The sequence below is a fragment of the Paenibacillus koleovorans NBRC 103111 genome, assembly GCF_004000845.1.
In the GTDB taxonomy this organism is placed as follows: Bacteria; Bacillota; Bacilli; order Paenibacillales; family NBRC-103111; genus Paenibacillus_AA; species Paenibacillus_AA koleovorans.
In genome coordinates, this window is sequence record NZ_BIMA01000109.1 from 1 (window position 1) to 23,872 (window position 23,872).

General features: G+C 59.6%; 19 protein-coding genes. 4 read left to right on the plus strand and 15 right to left on the minus strand.

Annotation, left to right across the window (positions count from 1 at the left end; all coding sequences use genetic code 11):
* Nucleotides 1-41: 41 nt before the first annotated feature.
* On the plus strand, nt 42-449 hold the full coding sequence (locus PKO02S_RS25780) for a DUF6855 family protein (protein WP_127587637.1): 408 nt from the start codon (nt 42-44) through the stop codon (nt 447-449).
* A gap of 85 nt (nt 450-534) precedes the next feature.
* Here the strand turns inward: PKO02S_RS25780 and PKO02S_RS25785 are convergent, their stop codons facing one another.
* From PKO02S_RS25785 to PKO02S_RS25795, 3 genes are read right to left on the minus strand one after another with little or no spacing between them, the layout of a single operon-like run.
* Nucleotides 535-1,527: a 2,3-diaminopropionate biosynthesis protein SbnB gene (locus PKO02S_RS25785; protein WP_127587639.1), complete on the minus strand. Its 993-nt coding sequence runs from the start codon at nt 1,525-1,527 to the stop codon at nt 535-537.
* A 3-nt stretch (nt 1,528-1,530) separates the two neighbouring features.
* Entirely contained in the window at nt 1,531-2,532 is a 1,002-nt protein-coding gene (gene sbnA / locus PKO02S_RS25790; RefSeq protein ID WP_127587641.1) for a 2,3-diaminopropionate biosynthesis protein SbnA, read from the minus strand.
* The gene (locus tag PKO02S_RS25795) at nt 2,529-3,794 is read right to left on the minus strand and encodes a phenylacetate--CoA ligase family protein (protein ID WP_246067417.1); all 1,266 of its coding nucleotides are present in this window, start codon (nt 3,792-3,794) and stop codon (nt 2,529-2,531) included. The genes sbnA and PKO02S_RS25795 overlap by 4 nt, the downstream gene beginning before the upstream one ends.
* Before the next feature lie 180 nt (nt 3,795-3,974).
* Here PKO02S_RS25795 and PKO02S_RS25800 point away from each other — a divergent pair, with 180 nt between their 5' ends.
* Entirely contained in the window at nt 3,975-4,778 is an 804-nt protein-coding gene (locus PKO02S_RS25800; protein ID WP_127587643.1) for a YheC/YheD family protein, read from the plus strand.
* A gap of 57 nt (nt 4,779-4,835) precedes the next feature.
* Here PKO02S_RS25800 and PKO02S_RS25805 read toward each other — a convergent pair whose 3' ends face one another.
* Nucleotides 4,836-5,048 carry a cold-shock protein gene (locus PKO02S_RS25805; RefSeq protein WP_127587645.1) on the minus strand — a complete coding sequence of 71 codons (213 nt, stop codon included), beginning with the start codon at nt 5,046-5,048 and terminating at the stop codon, nt 4,836-4,838.
* Nucleotides 5,049-5,132: 84 nt separating this feature from the next.
* Nucleotides 5,133-5,333, minus strand: coding sequence for a cold-shock protein (locus PKO02S_RS25810; RefSeq protein WP_127587647.1), 201 nt, complete (start codon nt 5,331-5,333; stop codon nt 5,133-5,135).
* 265 nt (nt 5,334-5,598) lie between these two features.
* On the opposite strand from PKO02S_RS25810, the gene PKO02S_RS25815 reads away from it, so the two are divergent.
* Complete coding sequence (locus PKO02S_RS25815; RefSeq protein WP_127587649.1) at nt 5,599-6,561, plus strand: Gfo/Idh/MocA family protein; 963 nt, start codon at nt 5,599-5,601, stop codon at nt 6,559-6,561.
* A gap of 284 nt (nt 6,562-6,845) precedes the next feature.
* On the opposite strand, the gene PKO02S_RS25820 is transcribed toward PKO02S_RS25815, so the two are convergent.
* The 8 genes from PKO02S_RS25820 to PKO02S_RS25855 all read right to left on the minus strand — a co-directional run bounded on the left by PKO02S_RS25820 (nt 6,846) and on the right by PKO02S_RS25855 (nt 18,787).
* On the minus strand, nt 6,846-8,120 hold the full coding sequence (locus PKO02S_RS25820) for a TolB-like translocation protein (RefSeq protein ID WP_127587651.1): 1,275 nt from the start codon (nt 8,118-8,120) through the stop codon (nt 6,846-6,848).
* Nucleotides 8,121-8,614: 494 nt separating this feature from the next.
* Nucleotides 8,615-10,645 carry an MMPL family transporter gene (locus tag PKO02S_RS25825; RefSeq protein ID WP_246067419.1) on the minus strand — a complete coding sequence of 677 codons (2,031 nt, stop codon included), beginning with the start codon at nt 10,643-10,645 and terminating at the stop codon, nt 8,615-8,617.
* 15 nt (nt 10,646-10,660) lie between these two features.
* On the minus strand, nt 10,661-11,908 hold the full coding sequence (fabF, locus tag PKO02S_RS25830) for a beta-ketoacyl-ACP synthase II (protein WP_127587653.1): 1,248 nt from the start codon (nt 11,906-11,908) through the stop codon (nt 10,661-10,663).
* 21 nt (nt 11,909-11,929) lie between these two features.
* The gene (locus PKO02S_RS25835; protein ID WP_246067428.1) at nt 11,930-13,084 is read right to left on the minus strand and encodes an NAD(P)/FAD-dependent oxidoreductase; all 1,155 of its coding nucleotides are present in this window, start codon (nt 13,082-13,084) and stop codon (nt 11,930-11,932) included.
* Nucleotides 13,077-13,808, minus strand: a complete 732-nt coding sequence (locus tag PKO02S_RS25840) for a methyltransferase domain-containing protein (RefSeq protein ID WP_127587657.1) — start codon at nt 13,806-13,808, stop codon at nt 13,077-13,079. Before PKO02S_RS25840 ends, PKO02S_RS25835 begins: the two co-directional genes overlap by 8 nt.
* Before the next feature lie 15 nt (nt 13,809-13,823).
* Nucleotides 13,824-14,942 (minus strand): type III polyketide synthase, encoded by a 1,119-nt coding sequence (locus PKO02S_RS25845; RefSeq protein ID WP_127587659.1) that lies wholly within the window; start codon nt 14,940-14,942, stop codon nt 13,824-13,826.
* Between the two features lie 259 nt (nt 14,943-15,201).
* Nucleotides 15,202-16,956 carry a methyl-accepting chemotaxis protein gene (locus tag PKO02S_RS25850; protein ID WP_127587661.1) on the minus strand — a complete coding sequence of 585 codons (1,755 nt, stop codon included), beginning with the start codon at nt 16,954-16,956 and terminating at the stop codon, nt 15,202-15,204.
* 532 nt (nt 16,957-17,488) lie between these two features.
* Nucleotides 17,489-18,787, minus strand: coding sequence for a glycosyltransferase (locus PKO02S_RS25855; RefSeq protein ID WP_164821689.1), 1,299 nt, complete (start codon nt 18,785-18,787; stop codon nt 17,489-17,491).
* Nucleotides 18,788-18,947: 160 nt separating this feature from the next.
* On the opposite strand from PKO02S_RS25855, the gene PKO02S_RS25860 reads away from it, so the two are divergent.
* Nucleotides 18,948-21,017: an ATP-binding protein gene (locus tag PKO02S_RS25860; protein ID WP_127587665.1), complete on the plus strand. Its 2,070-nt coding sequence runs from the start codon at nt 18,948-18,950 to the stop codon at nt 21,015-21,017.
* Nucleotides 21,018-21,133: 116 nt separating this feature from the next.
* On the opposite strand, the gene PKO02S_RS25865 is transcribed toward PKO02S_RS25860, so the two are convergent.
* Together PKO02S_RS25865 and PKO02S_RS25870 are read right to left on the minus strand one after the other, a co-directional pair.
* Nucleotides 21,134-22,438 (minus strand): AAA family ATPase, encoded by a 1,305-nt coding sequence (locus PKO02S_RS25865; RefSeq protein WP_127587667.1) that lies wholly within the window; start codon nt 22,436-22,438, stop codon nt 21,134-21,136.
* A gap of 11 nt (nt 22,439-22,449) precedes the next feature.
* A complete protein-coding gene (locus PKO02S_RS25870) occupies nt 22,450-23,868 on the minus strand; it encodes an RtcB family protein (RefSeq protein WP_127587673.1) in 1,419 nt (472 codons plus the stop codon).
* Nucleotides 23,869-23,872 lie beyond the last annotated feature (4 nt).

A 23,872-nucleotide genomic window follows, 5' to 3' on the forward strand; every position in this document is an offset into this window, starting at 1 on the left:
TGTACTTATAGAGCTAATGAAACCAAAGGAGCCAATCGAACATGTCATCCGAACTGGGAACGAAACCGAATCCGTGGAAGCTCAAGACTCCTCCTCAGACCTCCGACTTTGAAATGTACAAGGATGAAAAGGACGGCAAAGCCATTCTGGTCTGTACGGTCGGCAAAACCGTGCTGCACTATGATTATCGCTGTATAGAAGACTTGCATACGATGCTGAAGGCGCATGGGGACTGGATGGAGCTGGGCAGCGCCGACGAGCAGAAGCCCGCCAAGGATGGGACGGTCGAAGCATGGGGACGCGCTTCCGACAACCCGGTAGGAGGCTGGTATGGCTTGAAAAAAGGGTTCCGCGGGCGTTTCGGCATGTACATCCCTCCGCTTATGGAAGCGCTTGGTTTGGCGGAGGTCGAGAACAACCCGAGAAACAATCGAATGAGAGCCCTGTAATCGAAGATGTCATAGAAAAGCGAAACCCCAGCCCGGAAGCCACCGAATCGTGCCTCCTGCCAGGGGTTTTGTTCGTCCCGCTCTTTCAGTCCAGCAAGACGCCTACTCCTCTTTCCAGCGCCTTCCGCCGATACGTCTCCGCCACGGCAATGTCGAAGATACCCAGCCCCATTGGACTGAAAAAAACCGTCTCCCCTTCCGAACCTCCCCCAGCCAAAGCTTGCCGACAAACCACATCGGCCAACGTCCGTACATCCGACTCGCCAAGTCCGTGCCGAAGCTGCAGCTGCTCGATGTCCGTGTTCTCGCGGCATACTTCCCGCCAATCGTCCACGACGACGACGGCGGCGGGCTTCGCGTGCGCGATGCTCGTCGGCTCGTAATCGCGCAGCGAGACGTTGAGCAGCAGCGCGCCGGCGGGTGGCGGCTCGTCGATGTAGCGGGCCGCCGAGACGGTGCAAGTCGCCGTCACGTTGGACGCCCGGTACAGCGGGCGCCAGTCGTCGACAATGACGGTGCGGTCCCGCAGGCCTGGAGGCACTGTGGCCGGGTCCACCCCTTGCAGGTCATGCAGCATGACCTGCCCGAGACGGTCGCCTAGCAAGGCGGCGCACATGTCGAGATGGAGGCGGCCGATCGGCCCCCAGCCGATAATGCCGAGCCGTAGCGGTGGCTCACCCTCACCCGCGCGCCGCGACGCCATGAACGCGCGCAGCATCGCGCCGCTCACCGCCGCCGTGCGCAGCCCGTTCAGCCGGCCGCTGTGCAGGAAGGCGATCGGCTCGCCGGTATCGGGCCGGTTGAGGACGATCGCGTTGTGCGCCCGCGGCAAGCCGAGCCGACGATTGCCGGGGAAGCTGGCGATCCACTTCAGGCCCGCCGTCTCCACCGCCCCGCCTACATAGGCAGGCATGGCAATGATCCGGTTGGCCGCCGCGCCGCCAAACCGCAGATAAGGCTTCAGCGGGTGCACGCACTCTCCCCGATCGTCAGCCCGCACTACATCCTCGATGAGCGACACCAGCTGCTCCCAATCCGTCCCCAAAGCTTCGACATGACTGTCGTTCAAATACAGCATCCGCTACTCCCCCTGCACATGCGCCTGCTCCTGCTCCTGTGCCGATTCCGCCCGATAGCCGAGCTCCCGTTCCACCCAGGCGTCATGGAATACGGTAGACAAATACCGCTCGCCCCGGTCCGGCAGCAGCGCGACGCAGACCGCCCCAGCCGGGATCTCCGCACGCAGCCGGCTGACCGCGGCAATTACGCCGCCCGACGAGGCGCCGGCTAGAATCGCCTCCTGCCGTACCAGGTCGCGGCAGCCCCGGACGCAGTCCGCGTCCGACACCTTCACCACCCGGTCGGCCGCGTCCGACCGATACAGCCCCGGCGTGATCGCCGCGCCGAGCCCCGGAAATTTCCGCGGCCCCTTCTCCCCGCCGAACAGCACACTGCCCGCCGCATCGACCGCCACGATGCGGGTAGCCCAGCCTTGCCTGCGCACATAATCCGCGCAGCCCCGAATCGTCCCGCACGAGCTGACGCCGCAGAACAAGTAGTCGATCGGCCCCAGCTGCTCCCCGATCTCCGCCATCGTCATCGTCTCATGAGCCAACGCATTGTCCGGATTGCCGTACTGGTTCGTCCAGTAAGCATGAGGGATGGAAGCGACCAGCTCCTGCACGCGCCGGATTCTCGCCGGCAAATATTCCCCCGTCTCCGCATCCGGCACCTCCACGAGATCGACCTCGCCATGGAAGCTGCGAATGATGCGAATATGCTGCTCCGTCGTCCGCGGATCGACCACACAGATGAAACGCAGCCCAAGATAGCGGCACAGCTGCGCCAAGCTGATCGCGAGGTTGCCGGAGCTGGACTCGATGACGACGCTCTCGCTTGTAAGGTCCCCGCGCCGGATCGCCTCCCGGAGCATCACCAGAGCCGGGCGATCCTTGGAGCTGCCGCCCGGATTCATCCACTCCAGCTTGCCGTATACTTGGAACGGCTCCTCCCGGAACAGCTGCTCCAGCCGGATAAGCGGCGTCCCTCCGATCGCTCGCGCAATTCCACCCTCAAGCTTCATTCCGATCCTTCCTTTAGGCCGTAAATGATTTTTTTGCTTTTCACCGCTCCATGGAACTGGGTGTCGTCAATTTTCCCGCTATACAGCCGAATGCGGTCCAGAATGCCCGCTCGAATCATCATCCCGATCTCCGGGATGCGGTGCTCGATTTCGTCGCGTATCCGCTCCAGCAATGCCGGCTCCAGCCTGGCCCCGGGCACATCCACATGCACGCCTAGCGCCCGCCCCTGCACGACCACGCGGATATGCGCCCCTTCCACATGGCGGAACACCGCTTCTTCGATATCGTAGAGGCTGATTTTTTCTCCGTGCTTGAGCTCAGCCCCGATTCGTTTCGCAATGCTCTGGAAGCTCATCCTCTGCACTCCGTCGACCTCCACAGGCCGCAAATCCCGCACGACGTCATAGGTCACAAACCGCAGCGCAGGAAACGTTTCCCGCACCGTCGAGGTGAGCACCAGCACTTGCTCCAAAGGATCCGTAAGCCGGTCAAACTCCCAGCTGATCTGCTCCGCGCCAATCCCTTCCGCCACAATCCCTTCCGTGAACAGGTAGCGTCCAAGCCGGTGGTCCAAATAAGCGATCGTGCCGATCTCGATGGAGCCGTACGTATCCGTGATGTTGTCGGCGGTTATGCCGAGCCGTTCAGCCGCCCTCTGCATCCAGCCGGGAGACGCGATCTCGCCTACCAGGATGACATGCCGAATGCCATAAGCGGAGGCAGTTTCGGGGGAGGCCAGCAGGATTCGCTCCAGAATCGAGGGCATCGTGTACAGCACTTCCGGCCGAAAGGCAACAAGCCGCTCAATATGCCTCTCGATCGGCTCTTGAAAGGACAGCGACCGGACCTCCATCCCGAGCTCGCGGAACACGGCGACGGCCGTCGCCTCTGCATGGCCGGTCCCTACATCCGACAGCGCCGTCCGATAGGGTATCGTAATGCCGTCCTCGCCCCCTAGAATGGTCCGATACACATCCAGCTTGACCCTCAGGTACGCCTCCTCATCGGCCGGCGAGTAGAAGATCGTCTTGCGCCTGCCGGAGCTGGTACCCGATGTGCGATAGCGGTTCAGCCCCTCCTGTCCGGCGAGCGGATTGCTGTCGGTGTAATAATAAGCCTCCAATACCGGGGCTGTGATCAGCGGCAGCTCCTCGAGCGTGCTTGTTTCCCCAATCGTAACCCCTCGCCGGGCCGACCACTCCTCATACCACGGGAATTGCTCCCTCCGCCTCTCCAGCAAATCGCTCAACCAGCCTGACATCGTGCGCCTTCCCCCTCGCCTTCGTCCTCGAGTCCTCCATTGCTCTTATACCATATGACAGTCGCCTATAACCGGTTCGGCTCGCCGTGAATTTCGACTCACCAATTGCGACAGCCGTCCATAAGATGGGCATAAGGCGGAAGAACTTGCTATTTCTCGGAAAAGAGGGCATTTAACGGCATGAATAATCTGGGTCGCCAACGCATCACCACCGTCGCAAGCAAAATGGCCAAAACCGACCTGCTGCTGCAGCACGCCGAGTTGGCCAAGCACATCCCGGCAACTCGAAGATTCAATCGCGAGCGGCTGCGCGCCATGCTGAAACAATACGGAATGGTATACGTGAAGCCGGATGCGGGTTGTCAGGGCAACGGCGTGATGAAAGCGGAGAGGCTGGTCGACGGGTATCGTTACCAGCTGCGGGAGCAGACGAGAACTTTCGGGACGGCTGAGGAGCTGTACGCCTCTCTCTCTCGCCGGATCGGGAGCCGAGGCTACTTGATCCAGCAAGGCATTCATGTGCTTCAGCATGAGCAGCGGCCTTACGATTTTCGCATCATGGTGCAGGTGAATCCGGACGGCGCTTGGGAATGCACCGGTACGGCCGCGCGGGTCGCGCACCCGAACAAGATCGTCACCAATGGCAGCCAGGGCGGCACTATTTTCGACCCGGCCATGCTCCTGGAGCCCGTCTCTGGCAAAACGCATACCTCCCGACTGCTCGAGGACATGAATCAGCTCGGCCGATGGACCGCCGCCCAGCTCAGCCGGTCCTATCCGACGCTCAAGGAGCTCGGGCTCGACGTCGCCGTAGATTGGGACCTCCGGCTGTGGATTCTCGAGGTCAACACGCGGCCCGATCCATGCCCGTTCACCAAGCTGGCGGACCCGGCGATCATCCGCAAAATCGTTCGCTATGCGAAGCATTACGGACAGCGGTACAGCTTGACCTGCACCAAGTCCAAGAAGGCGCCTGGGGTGTAAAGCAAAAAGCGGCAGTCCTGGACAAGTGTCCGGGGCTGCCGCTGAGTTCGTGTCGTTTTATTGTTTTAGCTGGTTGGGGCTCGTATTCACGAGCGTGGCCAGCATTCTTTCGGTTTTCACCATCACGGACTTGCAATGGGGGCATACGGGGGCGTTGGAAAATGTAAAGTTGTCCCTCATCCACCCTTTGCATGCCGGTGCAGGACAAGCCCATATGGAAGTCAGTACTTCATGTACCTCTTCAAGCGGCCTTTTCTTTGAATAATACAAGCGCCATCCCTCTTTCCCAGTCTGGAGTCGTCGGGCGATAGAAAGAATGCCCCAAACCGATAAGTTCGGGGCATCATTTTCTTCTTACAGCTTAACTACATTCTCGGCTTGCGGTCCGCGGTTGCCTTGCACGATGTTGAATTCTACGCGTTGGCCTTCGTCCAACGATTTGAATCCGTCGCCCACGATCGCACTGAAGTGTACGAATACGTCTTTGCCGCCTTCCACTTCGATGAAGCCGAAGCCCTTCTCTGCGTTAAACCATTTCACTGTTCCTGTTTCCATTGTTCATTACCACCTTATTGGTTAGTCAGACATGCTTCTTATTCCATACATGAAATAAAAAATTCACACATCGTACAAGGTTATTGTATCCCAAAAATAATAACCCTCTACGCTATGTGAATTAGGTCACGATTTCATTAATCTAACTATACTACATTTCGCTGAATTAAGCAAATGAGTATAATGAGGCTAAGCGAGCCGGCATCATTCCGCGTCGTAACAACGCCCGCTCGTTTCCACCATTCGAATCTAAGGGGACGTTAGGATGACGAACATTCGCGTAGGCATGATCGGGACCGGAGGTATCGCGCACTGGCATGGCCGGCAGCTGTCCGAGCTGGAGGGAGTCGCCATTACGGCGCTCGCCGATCCGAGTCCGGACAATCGGACCAAATTCATCGAAGCATTCGGGCTCCAGGGAGCGTCGACATTCGCGGATTATCGCGAGATGCTGGAGCAGACCGAGCTGGACGCCGTCGTCCTCTGCTCGCCGCACACGCTTCATTACGAGCAAGCCGCGAGCGCGCTGCGCAGCGGACTGCACGTGCTGATCGAGAAGCCGATGACGTGCTCGTCCGCCGAGGCCGAGTCGCTGATCGAGCTGGCCCGCCAAGCCGGCAAAGTGATGCAAGTCAGCTATCAGCGCCATTTTCAGCCTGAGTTTGTTTACATACGCGACGCGATCCGCAATGGAGACATCGGCCCGCTGACCTCCGTCACCGCCTCGCTCTACCAGAATTGGCGGCAACTTACCGAAGGCACCTGGCGCGCGAACCCGGCTCTGTCCGGAGGCGGCTTCATGATGGATTCCGGCAGCCACATTATCGACGTCCTGCTCTGGACGACCGGCCTGCGGCCGCTGGAGATCAGCACCCGCCTCTCCCGGCACGGCACGGCGGTCGAGATTGATTCGTATACGACGGTTCTTTTTGAGGGCAATGTGCAGGCCGGACTCAATCTGGTCGGCTGGGCGCCATGCTGGAACGAGACGTATGTGTTCTGCGGCGAGAACGGCGGGATTTTCTACGATAACGGGAAAATCACGCTCCGCCGCTTGGGCGAAGACCCGATCACGCCGCTGCTGCCGCCCCGCATCACGAACCAGGACAAGAGCTTTATCGACGCCATCCTCGGCCGTTCGGAGGTGCAGGTGTCGGGTGAGTTCGCCCTGCAGGTCGTCCGGTTCACGGAGCGGGCTTATGCGTCGGCGGGGTATGTGGTGCTGTAAGGGGTTGAGTTAGCGTTATGAGATCACCTTATTTGCATCAAACTCGGTCCTGCACCACAAAAAGCGATACGAGATCATCTTATTTTGCTCAAAACTAGTCAGTTTGGTCAGATTCCGAGCAAATAACGATACGCCATCACCTTAATTTCCGCCAATTACTGAATCTCAGCCGAATAACGATACGCCATCACCTTATTTTCTCGCTCACCGGACCTTAACCATCACCACAGGACCACAAGCACAAAAGCGCCATCGTCTACTTCCGTAAACGGCGGCGCTTTCTATTACCGCGACCCCACCACCGCAAGTACCAGGTTCCAATGCCACTGCTCGTAATAGTTGGCGCCTAGATCGATGTTCTCGATCCAGACGAACGCATGCTTCCCGTCGGGACCGGACGTCATCACATGAGAAGTGTAAGAGCGATCCGACATGACCCAAACAAGCTGCTTCGAGGGAAGAGACTGCGGCTGGTAATCGCCGTACTCCGTGGACGGTAATGTCACCGGATAGTCCTTGCCTCCCTCCAGCTTGACACCGACCAGCGAAGGGAACGGCTTCTGCCGCGTTTCGGGTTCCGCTTCACCATCGGTTGGAGCTTTCATCTCCTTCGCTCTCGAGACGATGATCCGCTCGGTTCCTTGCCAAGTGAGACCCTGGTCCACATAGCCGCTCGGCGTGTAAGGAACTGCCTTGCCATCCGGTACGGCGACCACCTTCAGGTGCTTGTTGGAAGTCGCTTCTCGGCCCGGTCCACCGATGTAGGCCAGCTTGTCCCCTTCCGGACTCCACTGGATCCACTGCTCGTTGTTCACCATCTGGTCCACCTTCTGGAACACCTTGCCGTCCGCTGACAGGAGGCACAGGACATTGCTGTCCGCCGACAGCGAGGCGGTTGGCTTGGCCAGGAAAGCCATCCAGCGCCCGCTGGCCGACCACTTGAAGCCGCTCGTCGCCACGGCCAGAAATTCGTTCGACGGCTTGGGCAGCACATACAGCGTCTCCGACTCGCCTGCAAGCGATAGCTTCACGATGCTCATCGGCGCCCAGCCGTTCTGGAGCTTGGCTGCCGATGAAGCGACGAACCCGCGGCCATCCGGCAGCCAGGAGAAGTTGCCGATCGCGTCGGCGACTTTCACCGGCGTCTCCGGCTCGCTGGACCCCACCGGCACCCGCAGCAGTTGCTGCTCGGTCTGGTAAGCCAGCTCCGCCCGGTCTGGCGCCCACTGGAAGTTGATGTCGCTGCTTTCCGTCACACGCGTGTTTTTCCCGGTCGGTACGTGAAGCAGCCAGAGCTCGCGCTGCTCCTCCCCCTTCGTGTAGGCGATCCATTGCGCGTCAGCCGACCATTTCGGATTCAGCACACCGCCTGTTTCGGTCACCTTTTTCTCGTTTCGCCCCGTCTTGATCCACAGATCTCCTTTTCTCACAAACGCCGCCTGCAGCTCCGGCTCCCTGTGAAAAAACGGCGCCGCCTCTTCCGCTTGCAGCCCGCCTCCTCCCAATAAAAGCAGCAATGCCGCGATCGACGCCATAATCCACTTTATCCACCTAAACATGCCGATACTAACCTCCTCGCTCTACTCTTGATGTCATTCCCGCTCCGGAAACCGGCCATCCTGAGGCGGGATGTTGTTGGGGTTCGAGCTAAACCCGGCTTGCCTCAACGTAGTATATTCCTAGCATGCCAATTCTCGGCAAATCCATCCGCCGCTGCGGGACCATCTTGAGCGGAGCGTGGCGCATGCGAGACGAGCGATGTAGTCCGACTTTTCCTGACTGGAGAGCACCCCTGTACAGGAAATTGCTCTGCAGTCCGAATTCGCCCACTTGCAGAGCCTGTTTAGAGGGTCCCCTCGGAAAAGCACCGCTCCAATTCGGCAAAATCGGACTAGAGCGCTATTCCGAGCGCTGCCCCTTCTCCAAGTGGGTTTTTTCGGACTACAGAGCAAGGTTACCTAGTGGGATGCGTCCATTTGTGCCTGATCAACGCGACTGTGTTGCTGGAATCCCTTGTTTGTGCACCCCGTGGCGGCGTCGGTCAAGTAATTAATCATTTCGAAGGCCACCAGTTCCACCTCCCCAGCAGCTTCATCAGCGAAGGGACGAGCAGCAGCCGCACCACGGTCGCATCGATCAGAATCGCCGCCGCGATGCCGATGCCCAGCTGCCGCACACCGGACACGCCACCGAAAGCGAAGGGCACCGTCACCGCAATCATGATCGCGGCCGCCGAGGTGATGACCCGTCCCGTCAAAGCGAGTCCCTCCTGCACCGCATAGTCGTGGTCGCCGGTCGCCCGGTACAGCTCGCGGATTCTGGCAATGAGGAACACCCCGTAGTCCATGCTGATCCCGAATGCCAAGCCGAAAATGAATACCGGGATCATCAGCGCCACCGGCGTCGGCTCCAGCCCGAAATGTCCCTCCTGCGCGATCCAGGCCAACAGACCGAAAGCGGCGCCGATGCTGAGAAAATTCATGAGCAGCGTCTTCACGGCAAGCAGCAGCGAGCGGAAAGCCACGAACAGGATGAGGAAGTTGGACACGACGATCGCGAACAGCACCTGAGGCAGCTTTTGATATAGGGCGTCAAACACTTCCTTCTGGTTCATGGCTTCCCCGCCGATCAGCATCGGCCGCGATTCCGTCTGCCGCTCCAGCCGCTCGATCCAGGCTCTGGCTTCCGGAGATGCAGGACCGCTGCGCAAGACAACCGTAATCAACATCCGCCCGTCTCCCGGCAAAGGCCGCAGCCCCACGTCCGCAACCTCGGGGTCCAGCCTCAGGCTTTGGACGAGGTCGAGCTGATCTCCTTCCGCCACAATGATAACGGGTGACGTGACGGCGGGGGAGAAATGCCCATCGAGCCGCACCGCCGCTTCCCGGGATTCCACACCGGCCGGCAAGGAGACGGCGTCCGGAATCGCCAGCTTCATTTGGAGCAAAGAGGTCAGGCAGCCTAGGAGAAAAAGCGAGGTCAGCACACAAATCAGCACCGGCCTCCGCCCCACAATCTTCGCTATGGAGTGCCAAGCACTCAACCGCTTCGAAAAGGAGGAAGAGCCTAGGCGAATCAGCCCGGACGAAGGCTGCAGACGATGGCCAACTAACGTCAATAAAGCCGGCACGAGCGTAAGCGAAGCCAAGACGGAAACCGCCAGCACCGTCATCGCTCCAACCGCAATCGATTGGAACATCGGCATCCGGATCAGCAGCATGGCGGCCAGACACAGAAACACGCTTCCCGCCGAGAACAGCACAGCCCTCCCCGCCGCCCTCATCGACGCCATGATCGCTTGCTCGACCGGGCTGTAATAGAGCTCCTCGCGGAACCGGCTCACCAGCATCAGGGCAAAATCCAAACAAAGCGCAAGCCCGACCATCGGAATTACGCTCAACACAAAAACAGACAGCTCCATCCAGTTGCCCATCGCATACAAAATGCCCATCGACCCGATCACCGCGATCCACCCGACCAGAACCGGAATCAAGGCGGACCACAAGCTCCCGAACGCCATCCATAGCAAAAGAAAAGCGACGGGTAGCCCGATCCACTCCGCGCGCTTCAAATCCCGGTGGCTGATGGCATTGACATCTTGCTGGACGACGGACTTGCCGGTCACTTGCACCGAAATCGAGGCGTCAACGGGAAGCCGTCGTTTCACCTCGCGGATAACGGGCTCCATACGGGAAGCCTCTTGCCCAAAATGCAGCTGGGCGTAGGCAAAATGTCCATTTTCCATGCCTGGACTTGCTAACGGGGAAACGATACTAAGGACCCCATCGATGTCGCGCACCGCCGTTAGGGCAGCCTCAATGGCACGATGAAACTCAGCTCGCCCGAGCCCTTGCCGATTCTCGAACAGCAGAAGGACAGGATGCTCCGAAACCGGCAACGACTGGGACAAAATCCGCTGCACTTGCGCGTAAGATCCCTCCGTGCTCCTCAAGCCGTGATCCTGAAGGACGGACGGCAGCCTGGGGGCGAGCAACCCGAACACAAATAAAAAGACGATCCAAACGAGCACGACCGCCTTTGCCTTTCGAATCGAGACAGCGGCTAGCATCCGCAGCAGCAGCATCGGACCGTTCTCCCCCTATGAATCGTCTCGTGCGCTTCCAAAAATAAGAACGGCATTATGGCCTCCGAACGCAAAGGTGTTCGACATCGCGGCATCGACCCGGGTCCGCCTCGCTTCATTCGGGGTGTAGTCCAAATCCAGCTCTTCGTCAGGAAGCGCCAATCCGATCGTCGGGGGAATCACTTGATCGCGGATGCTCAGAATCGATACGATCGCCTCCAGCGCGCCGGAAGCGCCGAGCAGATGACCGGTCATCGACTTGGTCGAGCTGATGGCGATCCGATGAGCGTGCGAGCCGAAGGCCGCCTTGATCGCACGGGTTTCCGTCAAATCATTGAACACGGTGCTTGTCCCGTGCGCGTTGATGTACTGGATGTCCTCCGGCGCCATTCCCGCATCCTTCAATGCTTGCTGCATCGCCCTGGCCCAGCTGTGGCCGTCGGGCCGCGGCGTGCTGATGTGGTAATTGTCGCAGCTCGCTCCGTACCCGAAGCATTCCGCATAAATGCGCGCTCCACGAGCTCTCGCGTGTTCAAGCGACTCCAGCACGAGCACACCGGCGCCCTCCCCCATCACGAAGCCGTCACGCCCCCGATCGAAAGGGCGGCAAGCGGTGGCCGGGTCGGAGTTGCGGGACAAAGCCTGCATCGCCGCAAAGGAAGCGATGCCGATGCGGCAGATCGGCGCTTCCGCCCCGCCGGCGAGCATCACGTCGGCGTCTCCGCGCTGTATGACCCGGATCGCCTCGCCGATCGCGTTCGAACCGGATGAGCAGGCCGTCGTGGTGCAGCCGGTCACGCCTTCCGCCCCGAGCTTCATCGCCGTATGGCTCGCCGCCATATTGGCGATGAACATCGTCAGGCTGAACGGGGAAATGCGTCGGTAGTCATGGTCCAACGCATCCTTCATCCCGCTCTCGAAGGTCATGATGCCGCCAACGCCGCTGCCGATCCAGACGCCTGTCCGTTCCGGATCCGCATTGACTCCGATGCGGAGATCGCCGTCGGAAGCCGCCTGTAGGGCGGAGGCGACGGCGAACTGCGTGAACCGGTCCATCCGTCTCGCTTCCTTCCGATCCAAGTAGAGGGTGGCGTCGAAGTCGGGCACGGGGGCCGCAAGACGCACCGGGAACCGCTCGATATCCGGTAGTGCCAGCTCCCTTACGCCAGACCGGCCTTCCCGCATTTGCTTCCAAGTGGTCTCCACATCCAAGCCCAACGGGGAAATACACCCCATACCTGTGACTACGACTCTGTTTTCCATCTGTAGCGGCCTCCAGACGACCTAGATTGGTTTCAAGCGGGTGGCTTGCACCACTCGATAAGCTAGCTGCGGCGCGAAACGCCCGAGCCGCAGCAGCAAGGACATGGCGCCGGCATTGGCGGATGCCAGCTGCACCCAGCTCCCCCACCGAAGCGGCCCGGCGAATTCTTGCCGCACCGCTTCGGTGTAATGCCGTCGCCACTCGTTAAGTGTGACGGTTTTCTTCAAATAACGGTTGACCCATGGCGCGCACAGCTCCACGGTGCGCAGCGCCATCGCCATTCCGTCTCCGCAGAGCGGCGGGATGACGGCTGCCGCATCGCCGATATGGGCGATGTCGCCCCAAGCCGCCGGCTGCCGAGTCAGCCGGACCGGCGAAACCGCGGCCTGCGTCTCCGACAGCAGGCTGCAAGCAGTCAACCGGCTGCGCAGCGCCGGTTGCCATTGCTGTGCCGCGGCGATCGCGCCCGGCACGCTGCCCCCAGCCGCCTGGAACGCCCGGCGGCTGAGCAAGGCCGCCACATTCAGGCGGCCCCCCTCGACCGGCGAGACGCCAACATAGCCGCCGGGGAAGAAGTACATGTCAATCCGGTTTTCCCGCTCCGGACCCGCAGCGGCAAAGTGAGCCTTCACCCCAATCCAGGCATCCTGGGGGTGAGGCTCCGTTCGAGGGCGATTCGCATGCGCCTGGACGCCTGCTTGCGGGTTGCGCCCCCAAGCGCCGATGACCGTCCTCGCTCGCAAGCTTCTCCGCTCGCCTTTCTCCTGAATGTCCAACCGATACCCTTGTCCATCCTGCTCTGGAACCATCTCGAGTACCGGGGTTCCGGCGAGAACTTTGACCCCTTTTACCGCGGCCGCCTGCTGCAACTGGTCATCGAGCAAAAAACGGCTTACGCCGAGAGCGGTGCCCGGCAGGGGCAGCTCCAGAGAAACCCCGCTCGCCGCCGTCAATCGCACTTGCTTGATTTCAATCGGATGAAGCGACTCCACCAAAGAGTACAAGCCAAGCGAAGCGAGCATCTGCCGCGATTCCGGGGATAGGAACTCGCCGCATACTTTGTGCTTCGGGAAGACGTTCCGATCGAGCAACACCACGTCCCAGCCGTGCTGCGCCAGCACGCAAGCCATAACAGCCCCGGCCAAACCCGCTCCGATGATCGCCGCATCAAACATCGGCTTCACCCGGCGTCTTCATCGCCCAGAACACATAACGGAACAGAGGCCGCCACGAGTAAGCCGCACTCGACCATCCGCATGCCTTTCGAATCGCCTCCCAGTCGGGCTTGCGGAACCCTTTTGCCACCGACAGAGGGCCGTCCTCTCGAAGATAGCGGTTGCGGGAAAGGAGGCGGGTCATGAGCCAGACGGCAAGCCAAGCGATTCGGTGACGGTGAATGTCGTGAATGATGATCCCGAGTCGGGAAGCGTCCATGAATCGCCGAACAATGCCAGGCAGCTCCCTCGATGGAAAATGGTGCAGAAACTGCGAAACCGTAATCAAATCCGCGCTGCCGCTCGGCAAGGAGAAAGCATCGCAGCGAACAACCCGGATCCGCTCCTCGCCTGCATAAAACCTCGCAGCCTCTTCGCAGGCTTCCTCGCGAATATCCACCAACGTGATCGTCAACTGAACGCCTTGTTTGTCCGCCCACCGCAGCAGCCGCCGATTGACGTCGCCGGAGCCTGCGCCTACATCCACGATAGACAGCTGCGTCGGCTTCCCCGCTGTCTCCCAGACCCGCTTTACGCCATACTGAATCGGCCCGGCGGCCCCGAAGATCCGGTTGATGCGGCGCAAATGCGCATACGCCTCCCGCAGCTCCTGACCCTGCTCTTCCTCATCATCCATCAACTCGGGCTCCGTCGCCCGTTCCCTCAGCGCCTTGAATCCATTCATTCGCCTCGATCTCCCCTACTGCGCAGGCCAATAGGTCAGCTCCACAAGCTCGACACTAAGGCCCGGCCCGAATGCGATCGCGATTGCCCGCTTTTGCTCCTGCTGCGCCCGCCACTGCTGCAGCAGCTCCTGCAGCACAAACAATATCGTAACGGAGGACATATTGCCGTATTGCCGAAGCACCTTGCGGCTCGCTTGGGTTTGCGCTTCGCTCAGCTCGTAGAGGCTCTGCAACGTATCGACGATGGCTCGTCCGCCAGGATGAATGGCCCAACCCTCCGGCAGCGGCTCCCCATCCAGAAAACGCTCGATCTCCGCCGGCACGTACTTGGCGAGCAGCTCTGGAATTTGCGGAGACAGGTAGAGATTGAATCCCTCGTTTCCCACCGTCCACACCATGTCGCGATCCCCCTCCGGGAAAAGCACGGACCGGCTCCGGCCGATGGCAAATCCCCCGGCTATCCTTGAACCGCCGGCTCGTCCGACCACACAAGCCGACGCGCCGTCGCCGAACAAAGCAGCCCCCAACAGCTCTTCTCGCTCTCCGGAAGGCTGGATATGCAAGGTGCAGAGCTCTACGCAGACGACTAACACTTGCGCGTTCGGCTGACGCTCCGCCATCCCGCTAGCGATCCGGATTGCAGCGAGTCCCGCTGCGCAGCCCACGAAGGTCAACGGGAGGCGCGTCGTATCGGGAGCGAGCTCCAGCCGATGTACAAGCTCGGTGTCCAGACCGGGCAGGAATTGGCCGGTACAGCTCACCGCTATTACATGGGTAATTCGCTTCGCTGCAACTCCACTCGCGGCCAGAGCCCGTCGCGCCGCCTCCAACGCCAGAGGCACAGCCTCTGTCCTGTACATCCGCATTCGATCTGCTGTAGGGGGGATGTCCGCGCGGTCAGCCCCGGGGATATACCGGCAGCGGCTGGCCGGCTCCAGCAAATTCGGTTCCACCGTATACCGGGTCTCGACCGCGCTGTGCTTGAAAATGCGCTTCGCCCAACGCGCTGCCTCCGAGTGACCGAGCGCCTCCGCGAGCCGGTTCGAAGCATCCTCCTGCTCCAGCCGGTAAGGCGGTACCGCCGTGCCGATCCCCAGAACGGCGATCGGATTCGTTTCTTGTCTCTCACTCATCGCTCCCAATTTCCTCTCCCTGGAATTGATGCTACTGGAGTATATGGAGGAGAATGGGATAAATATGACAGTAAGATCACGGTGGGCGATGTAATGTAAAATTTGGTCTACTTGGTCGGTGAAAAGTGGGACGGCGAGCCATGTAGGGTAATTTGGGTCTACTTGGTGGTCGGCCAAAGGTTGGTGCTTGGGAGCTGCTAAAGTGCCCGGCCATAAGTAAAAACCCGAGCGATCATAACGATCCTCGGGCTTTCATTCCTTACAAAGTAAACTTCTCCACCGCCGCCTCTAGCCCGTTGCTCCGGCTCTTAAGCTGCTCGGTCGTCTCCGCGATCCGCTTGGCCGCTTCCAACTGATCGACCGACATCGTCTGGATGAATACCGTGTGCTCGGCGGTCACCCTGGAGATTTGCGCGCTTTGCTCTACCGAGGCGGTCACTTCCTCCGACCCGGCCAATACTTGCTGAGTGGCGGCGGAGATTTCCTGGATCTGCTGGTTGACTACCACAAACCGTTCCATCGCCTCGCTGAAAATCCGTTCCGCCTGTTGCGACAGCGCCGTGCCTTTATCCATCTCTTGCCCGCCCTGCTGCATGCGTTCGCCGATGATAGCGGACTCCTGCCGGATATGCTGGAGCAGCGACGTGATATGCTTCGCCGACTCCGACGAAGATTCGGCCAGCTTGCGCACTTCGCCCGCTACGATGGCGAAGCCCGAGCCGTGCTCGCCCGCCCGAGCCGCTTCGATGGAAGCGTTCAGCGCCAGCAGCTTCGTCTGGTCCGCGATGCTCGTGATCGAGTGCAGCACCGGCTCGATTTCTTGCATGTACGAACCCAGCACCTGGACGGAGCGGGTCGTCTGCATCGCCACATCCGAGATCGAAGCCACCTGCTTGCTCAGCCAGCGGATCGAGTCGCGCCCCTCTTCAGCCGTCTGCATCGCCTCATCGGAAGCCACCGATACTTGCGCGGATGCTTCGGACACCCGCTGGATCGCCAGCGTTATTTCCTCCATCGACCTCGCGCTCTCCTCGGCCCCTACCCGCTGCTGCTGCGAGCCGTCGGCCAAATGCTTCACCGCCTGCTCCAGCTTCACGTTCAAGTGCAGCATCTGATCGGCCTCCGAACGGAATTGATCCGTCGAATGCACCAGGCTTTGAGCCGTCGTTCCGATATCGCGAAGGACATCGCCCAGCGTCACGCCAAGACGCTCGATCATCCCGTTCATCGCCGCATATGCTTGTCCGATCTCATCCTTGGACTTTACGGTCCTTGCGCCAAGTTGAGCCTTTGCCTCCGCCAGATCGCCTCTCGCCATCGCTTCGGCCCCTTTGACAACAACCCCCAATGGCCGCAGAGCCCTCGTCAGAAACAGCACGATCAGCCCGAACACGACCAAAGTCAGCAGCCCCATCACCACAAACCAAGGCGTGCTGTCCGCCAACACTTCCCGATGAATCGCAGTCGACACGGAGACGTCGGTATCGATGCCGATCGCCCCGATGATCGTACCGGACGCGCTGCGCAGAGGAGCGAACGCCGAAATGTAGTCCCCATACTCCGAATTATGGATCAACCCGGTTTTCGCCGACTCCCCGCGCAGCACCGCTTCGATCGCTTCCGCCGGCATGTCGGTCACTTCTCCGATCGGCGAGGCGTTTTTATCGCTTTCCGGCTGTCCGTCGATCAGAATGATCGGCTGCCCCTGCTTGTCTATTTTCACGGTATATACATATAGGGCGCCTACCTGCAACCTGTACCGGTTCATTTCATCCCGAATGCTCCAGTACAAATCGGTTTCTTGCGGATCCTTCATAAACGTTTCATAGGATACGGTATTGAACTGTCCCGCATACGCTTCGGCGACATGCATGCCGATCCGGCCGATCGCTTCATCGCCGGCTTGCTTCGTAGTGCGGATTTGAATGAAGATCAGGACGGACGACAGAACCAGCAGGATCCCTAAAATCATGACGGAAAGCTTAACCGCTAACCGGTTTCTCAGCATAAGCATGAAGCCCTACCCCTCGGCGAATGAAATGATTTCCGTCCCATATTTTACCCTATTTTTCCTATGTTTTCGACAAAAATCTTATTCATCCGGCTGAACGAGGAGGTCGTGCAGACCGCGATCGAGCTATATCCACTCAATGCGAGAGCATTCTCGCGCGCGTGGCGCTTGTACCCTTGCTCCCGAAAAAATCGGACTAGGGAATTCCTCTCCGCCCGGAAAAGCCACGCAATCCGAATTGGCCGATTTGGAGCGATGTTTTCGGAAGGGGGGCTGCGGAAACGGCTCCGCAAGTGGGAAAAATCGGACTAGAGTACGTTTTCTTCTTCGCTTCGCCACGCAGGGGCTCCCCCATTCCGGCAAAATAGCCAAGGATGGCCTGGGGGCCAGATCAGATATGGCGTAGCGTTATGGTCCTGCCTCACCTCAACCTTGCTTAGCAAGCGTACCCTTTACGCTTCAGTTCCGTAAAGGATTAACCTTTCTGACATGTCAAAAAATCCGACCACAAAGGATCGGATCTCACAAATCAGCTCTAGTTTCGATACACAGGCGCCGTGGCAAGATGGCGCTCCACGACGTCCAACGCGTTGGCCAGCCCGGTCTCCATGCGAATCCGTCTGGCAACGTCTAGCGCTTGCTGCTGGACGGCCGAAGTCTGGAGCTTGCGAATCGACTCGAGTAACCGATCCTGCGTCAGCCGAGAGAACGGCAGATGAGCCCCGACGCCAAGCGCGGCAACCCGCTCCCCCCAGAACGGTTGATCCGCGTAGGTGGAACAGATGATCGACGGCGTGCCGCTCTCCAAAGCCGTATGCGTCGTCCCCGCTCCTCCATGGTGCACGATCAGGCTGCAGCTAGGAAACAACTGCTCGTGACTGGCGTACCGGATCAGCCGCACCGAATTCGGCAGCTGCTCCGCCCCCAGCTCCAGCACCGACCAGCCGGAAGCGATCAGCGCACGTGTCCCAGCGTGAGCGGCCGCCTCGAGCGCCAGCTGCACCATCTTCCGCGGCTCCAGCACCGGCAAGCTGCCGAAGCCGAAGTAAATCGGCGGCGGTCCCTCCTGCAACCACGCGTTCAGGTCGTCGGGCAAAGCCGCTTTTTCCTCCTCCGGCAAATAGCGTTGAGGAATTTTCCATGCGCCTGTGATGTAGACGCGGCTGCTCCAATCGTTCGGCGGGGGCACCAGCTCCCGGCTGAACGCCTGCAGGATCGGGACGCCCTGCCGCTCCAGCTTGTCGTACAATATGCCCCGAAGCGGAGCGAGACCGCCCAGCTTGCTGCGCCATTCGTTCATGTCGCCCCGGACGCTTTTCTCATACACGCGGTTGACCAGCCGATAGGAGAATTTGTTCAAGAAGCCGAACGGCAATGGCTTGGTCGTAGCCAGGAAATGCGGGAATGCGCTCGTGGCAGGCGTAACGGGAAACGGATTGGCGAGCATTAGCGGTTTGTTCAACTTTTCCGATAAGATCGCAGCGTAAAAAAGAAGCAACGGATGGCTGATGATGAGATCGCAATCCGCACAAGCGGCGGCAACGTCCCGTTCGATGGCAAACCGTTTATCATGCGTAATTCGGGCCATGGCTTCCAGGAACTGCTTGGAATCGCCAGCTGCCATCCACCGGCGCCCTTCCTCGGATTCCAGCACCTGCTGGGAATTCAGCCCGATCGGTGCGTAAGGCCTCTTATAGGTTTCGGTGACGTAACCGAGAAAATTTTCCGGACCGGCCAACGTCACTTGGTGTCCTCGCTCCTCCAGCCCATATGCCAGCGCCAGAAACGGCCTCACATCCCCAAACGTTCCCAAAGTCAGCAATGCAAGCTTCACGTTTCGTTCCTCCAGTTGAAATCGGACTCTACTCTCGATGATAGCAGGTTCGGCACTCAGCAACGTCTCAATGTAGTCTCAATTATTTATCAGGAAGGTGCGGTCCGCTAAGAGGAGAACAACGGCGCATGCCGAAACAATAGGCAGGAGGGGTTCGGTCGTGGAGAAACTTAGCGAAAAACTGGTCGTAGAGCGCAGCCGATTGTTCGTAGGGCGGGATGCGGAACTGGAGCAGGTACATCGGTGGATTCGCAGCAAACAGGCGCAAACCGAGGTGCTGTTCGTGTCCGGCATCGGCGGAATCGGCAAAACTTCGTTCATGATGCGGGTGCTCGATATGGCTGTGCAGGCCAAGCTGCGTGCCTTGTGGATCGACGCGCGCGTTTGTATGGAAACGCCGGCCGGGTTTGTAGAGGCTTTGTTCGAAAATAGTGACCCGTCCCGAGAGCTGCCGCCAGAGGCAAGGTCCGCCTCCGAGCTTCTGCTGGAGCTGGCTCAAACCAAAACCGTGCTATGTATAGATAATTACGACGCGCTTCAACATTTGGACGGCTGGCTTCGGGAACGGTTTCTCCCCCAGTTGCCTGCTACCGGTGTGCTCGTGCTGCTGGTGGCTCGCCCGAACTTGTCCGAGCCTTGGCAGCGCGACATCGCCTGGCGGAACCGCGTCCGGCATATCGAACTCCAGCCTTTTCTAAGGCAGGAATTGATTCAATATTGCTTTCGGATCGGGCTGCCCAAGCCGCCGCCGATTGAACGGCTGCTGGAGGAGTCACAAGGACTGCCTCTGGCACTGGCACTAACGGCGGAGAAGCTGCAGCTCGCAGGGACGGATGCCTGGCCGATCTCGATGCGAATTACGGCGGAGCTCATGCGGGAAGTGACGACGCCGGAGCTGTCGGAGGCGCTGGATGTGCTGTGTCTCTTGCCCCAGTCATCGCCTCACTTGTTGAACCGCCTGCTGCGAACGCCGCTGGATGCCGGCAGGCTGCTGCAGCTAAGCCGCCTCTCGTTCGTGCGTCCCGCTGTCTACGGGCTGGCGCTGCATGATGTGGCGCGCCACTACTTGCTCGAAGAGATGTCGCAGCGCGATCCGGAACGGGTACGAAGCATGCGCGGATCAATCATTCGTGAATTGGTGCGGCACTTCCAAGGAAGCAGCGAATCCGAACGGGCCAAACTCGTGGCGATGCTGCTCTCCGTCTCCCGGGACTCGTTCCAGCTCGAGACCGTCGCCGTCTTCCCGCAGCATCCGGACCGGATGGAGCTGGAGGCTTTCACTCCCGGGGACTTGCCTCACTTACTGCGCATCCTGCAGGAGCAAGCTTCCCTCGCCGTTTCGATCGAAACCGACCTCGCCGTCCTTCGAGAGCTAGCAAGCCGCTATTCTGCCAGCATTCGAGTGTTCCGCTCCAAACAAGGCGCGCCGCTTGCGTTCGTCTCCGGCTTCTATCTGTACCGGGAAACAACGCAATTTCATGAAGCTCATTTCCCAGGCGTGCTGGAGCGTGCTTACCCGGATGAAATTCATAAGCTTCGCTCGCAGCCACAGGAACAGGCCGACACATACTTTCATCTGCTCGCCGGCGCCACGAGCCGAGACGCGTACTACGACTATCCGCAATTGGTAGGCCTGATCCTCACCGACTCGATCGTCCATCGGTCCGCCGGGCTGCGGTTTGTCATGATCAACACCTATGACGGCATCAATACGGTGCTCCAGCGGATCGGCTATCGGATGCGGCCGCTGGAGGGGATCCCGGACGGCCACCCGTTCCGGCATGCCTTCGTTCGCGAGCTGGATTGGCGCGCGTCGGATATAGGCGGCCGAATTCTCGAGCTGATGGGGCTGGAGCCGGAATCGGCCTCGCCTGAGGGACAGCGACCCGCCGCCGCTCGGGAGAACGGAGTGACGGAGAAAACGATCATGTCCGCCCTGCCGCTCGTCCAAGACGCCAAGCGGCTCGGGGCTTCCGGGCTCACCGCCTCGCTCGGCATGACGGGAGAGGCGCTGCGGGAAGTGATTGGCCGGCTGCTGGAGGGCGAGCCCGTCTACCCGCTCGAGCCGCGTCACCAGCAAGTGTTGCGCCAGCTAAGCGAGGCGGCGCATCTGACCGCCGAAGCCGCCGCCGACCAGCTGCATGTGAGCCGAGCGACATACTTCCGCATTCGGCGGGATGCTTTGCGATTGTTGAGGGACTTGCTGGAGAGTGGCGGCGGACAGGGCTGATGCGGTGCTGCGTTGCGCGACACCTTTACTCGTTGCCTCCATCGTCGCGCCTTGCGGCGTGGCATTCTATAGGTGGTCACAAGCATCTCCGCGGCATATGCACACGGCATAAAATCCTATAGAAACCCCATCTTACGCGCAGAGCTGTCGGTTATCCACTCGCGACTGCCGCCTTTGGCGTGGTCTTGTTTCATCACGTGAATCAACCGGTCCAGATCTACAGTGTGCTCGTAATGCATCTGCAGCGCCGCCGAGGCGTAAAGCTCGCTAAGCTGAGCCAGCGTAAATCCATCCGTCCCGCGAGCAGCCCGGTCAAGCTCATCCTCGTTCGCCAGACGCTCCATACCGATATGGCTCAAATAGACCCGACGCAGCGACTCGTTCGGCGATTTCACCTCGTAAGCCCGGTCAAACCGGCCGGCCCGGTTCATGAGCGCAGGATCGATTTTTTCCGGGTAATTCGTGGTGCCGATCAAATATATGCCCTCCTTCGACGTCACACCGTCCAGCGTGTTCAAGAAGTAGGACCGGCAAGAATCCGGAATCGAATCGATATCCTCGATGACGAGCACCATCGGCGCCAAATGCGCGGCCGTCTCGAATACTTCCTTGATCGACCCGCTGTTCGTATACTCTGTGATCTGCCAATAAGCCACAGGTGCGTCGGTCGTTGTCGAGATCGATTTAACCAAGGTTGTCTTCCCGTTGCCGGGTTTGCCGTACAGCAGAATCCCTCGTTTGTAAGCAATCCCGTAGGTCTGGAAAAACGCGCGGTCTTTGGAGAAAAACTCGTCGATCGAGCGATAAATTTGCGTCTTCAGCTCTTCGTCCATGAACACATCGCTTCGATTGACGGCATACGCAACGGATTCGCGGGTAAGCTCCAGCCCATCGCGGGTGTCCGTGAACACTGTGATTCTCGGATCGGACAGCTGGCGCTGCTTCATCTCCTCCAGGAAACGCACAAGTCCCTCGTTCGAGTGGCTGAAAATCAAGTCCTCCACGCCGATCCCATGCTGGGTGGTCCGTGGAACTCGAGCCAGGGCTACGAGATGCTGCGGATACAGGAACAGATTGTTCCGGATGGCCGGTCGGATCGCATACCCAGGCTGCTTGGGATCTGCATCGGTCGCATATTCGAACACATCCGTTTCCACTAGGTCGAACAGACTGGCCGCATGCTCCATCCCCTCGTACCCGCTTTGAATGTCTCGCTCCAGCCCATGCCACACCTCGTTGCCGTCGTCTTGATAATACAAGCGGAAGCCGCAGCCGAACCGGCCCTTCAAGAAATCCAAGATCGCTTGCACCGTCGAAATATAGTTGAAATAGCTCGAAACGTCGAGCGGAGCATGGCCTACCGGATTCGGGTTTGTGTGAATGATAAAGGGCCGCTCTTTTGAAAAAGTTGAATTCGTCATACTAATAACGGTTAAACTCCTTTCACCGCCGCCAGCGGGCGGCATTTGGCCACAACCGAGGCCAGCCGCGCCTGGACGACGCTGTCTATGATTTGGTCTACATCTTTGTACGCCTGGGGAGACTCGTCGATCAACGATTCGAGCGCGCGATGATTCAGCACGACTTCGTCCTCTTGCCCGATCTTCATGGAGGAAGCAAATTCGTCCACCGAAACGAGCTGCTTGGTCGCATTGCGCGAACGTACCCGGCCTGCACCATGGCAAATTGAATGATAGTTTCGCGCGCCTTCGGGCGATCCCACCATCAAATACGAGGCGGTTCCCATCGAACCGGGAATGAGGGCAGGATGGCCGGTCTCCCGGTAAGGCTCGGGGTTGCCCAGGTGGCCGGCCGGCAGCGCGCGTGTCGTCCCTTTGCGATGCAGGAGCAGCGATTCTTCCCCATGCGTCTCCTCGCAGGCATAATTGTGCATCAGGTCATACAGCGTGCTAAACTCCGTCTTCGGGCCGAACGTCTCCTTGAACGCATCCCGCACCGCGAACGCCATCAAGTGCCGATTGGCAACGGCATAGTTAAGCGCAGAATACATCAAATGTAGGTACATTTGGCCGGCCTCGCTATCCAGCGGCGCGTAGGCAAGCTTGGGATCGGACGTGCCCAGCCCGAGCCGGCTCATCGCCTTGGCCACCTGCGTGCTGCAGATTTGGTTGACCGAGCCTCCCCAAGAGCGGGAGCCGGAATGGATCATGACAGCGACCTGCCCGTCTCGCAACCCCCAGCGCTCCGCAACTTGGCGATTTTCATCGTTCACGCTTAAAGCCTGAATCTCGATAAAATGATTGCCGTTGCCCAGCGTGCCCAATTGCCGGTGCGAGCGATGCCACATCGGCTCCGGAATGCGGTCCAGCTCGCTCTCATCGAAGCGAAATCGGCCGCACTCCACATGGGTGAGCGAAGTCGCTTTGCGCGGGGTGTACGCGTCCGGCACGTATTTGCTCGGCAAGCCGTGGAGCCCTTTCCGCAGCACGTCTTCCAGGCGAAGATCGGAAAAATAACCCCTGGCATGATTTTCGACCGGAATCCGCTTCTCGATCGCCTTGACCAGCTTGCGCCGCAGCTTCACCTCCTGCAAGTCTTCCACCTGCAAATTGGTCAGATGGACGCGCATGCCGCATCCGATATCGCTGCCGACGATGGACGGCGAGATGAAGCCGCCCTCGATTCCCCACACAGCCGTCGTGCCGATGCAAGTGCCGACTCCCACATGGGCGTCTGGGGTATAGCTCATGTAGCGGATATTCGGAATTTGCAAATTGTTGTTCGCCATCTCGAGCACTTTGGCCCCCATGGCATAATAAAGATCGTCGTGGGCGAATACATGCAAATCTCCGGCCGGGAGATCGATTCGCCGATAATAAGGGTCGTAAATGTTC

What these genes read in the sequence shown, in the direction of transcription:
- PKO02S_RS25865 (WP_127587667.1), bottom strand. Translation starts at nt 22,438, where the DNA reads ATGACGAATTCAACTTTTTCAAAAGAGCGGCCCTTTATCATTCACACA.
- PKO02S_RS25815 (WP_127587649.1), top strand. Translation starts at nt 5,599, where the DNA reads ATGACGAACATTCGCGTAGGCATGATCGGGACCGGAGGTATCGCGCAC.
- PKO02S_RS25810 (WP_127587647.1), bottom strand. Translation starts at nt 5,333, where the DNA reads ATGGAAACAGGAACAGTGAAATGGTTTAACGCAGAGAAGGGCTTCGGC.
- sbnA (WP_127587641.1), bottom strand. Translation starts at nt 2,532, where the DNA reads ATGAAGCTTGAGGGTGGAATTGCGCGAGCGATCGGAGGGACGCCGCTT.
- PKO02S_RS25845 (WP_127587659.1), bottom strand. Translation starts at nt 14,942, where the DNA reads ATGAGTGAGAGACAAGAAACGAATCCGATCGCCGTTCTGGGGATCGGC.
- PKO02S_RS25820 (WP_127587651.1), bottom strand. Translation starts at nt 8,120, where the DNA reads ATGTTTAGGTGGATAAAGTGGATTATGGCGTCGATCGCGGCATTGCTG.
- fabF (WP_127587653.1), bottom strand. Translation starts at nt 11,908, where the DNA reads ATGGAAAACAGAGTCGTAGTCACAGGTATGGGGTGTATTTCCCCGTTG.
- PKO02S_RS25840 (WP_127587657.1), bottom strand. Translation starts at nt 13,808, where the DNA reads ATGAATGGATTCAAGGCGCTGAGGGAACGGGCGACGGAGCCCGAGTTG.
- PKO02S_RS25825 (WP_246067419.1), bottom strand. Translation starts at nt 10,645, where the DNA reads ATGCTGCTGCTGCGGATGCTAGCCGCTGTCTCGATTCGAAAGGCAAAG.
- PKO02S_RS25780 (WP_127587637.1), top strand. Translation starts at nt 42, where the DNA reads ATGTCATCCGAACTGGGAACGAAACCGAATCCGTGGAAGCTCAAGACT.
- PKO02S_RS25850 (WP_127587661.1), bottom strand. Translation starts at nt 16,956, where the DNA reads ATGCTTATGCTGAGAAACCGGTTAGCGGTTAAGCTTTCCGTCATGATT.
- PKO02S_RS25800 (WP_127587643.1), top strand. Translation starts at nt 3,975, where the DNA reads ATGAATAATCTGGGTCGCCAACGCATCACCACCGTCGCAAGCAAAATG.
- PKO02S_RS25785 (WP_127587639.1), bottom strand. Translation starts at nt 1,527, where the DNA reads ATGCTGTATTTGAACGACAGTCATGTCGAAGCTTTGGGGACGGATTGG.
- PKO02S_RS25835 (WP_246067428.1), bottom strand. Translation starts at nt 13,084, where the DNA reads ATGTTTGATGCGGCGATCATCGGAGCGGGTTTGGCCGGGGCTGTTATG.
- PKO02S_RS25795 (WP_246067417.1), bottom strand. Translation starts at nt 3,794, where the DNA reads ATGTCAGGCTGGTTGAGCGATTTGCTGGAGAGGCGGAGGGAGCAATTC.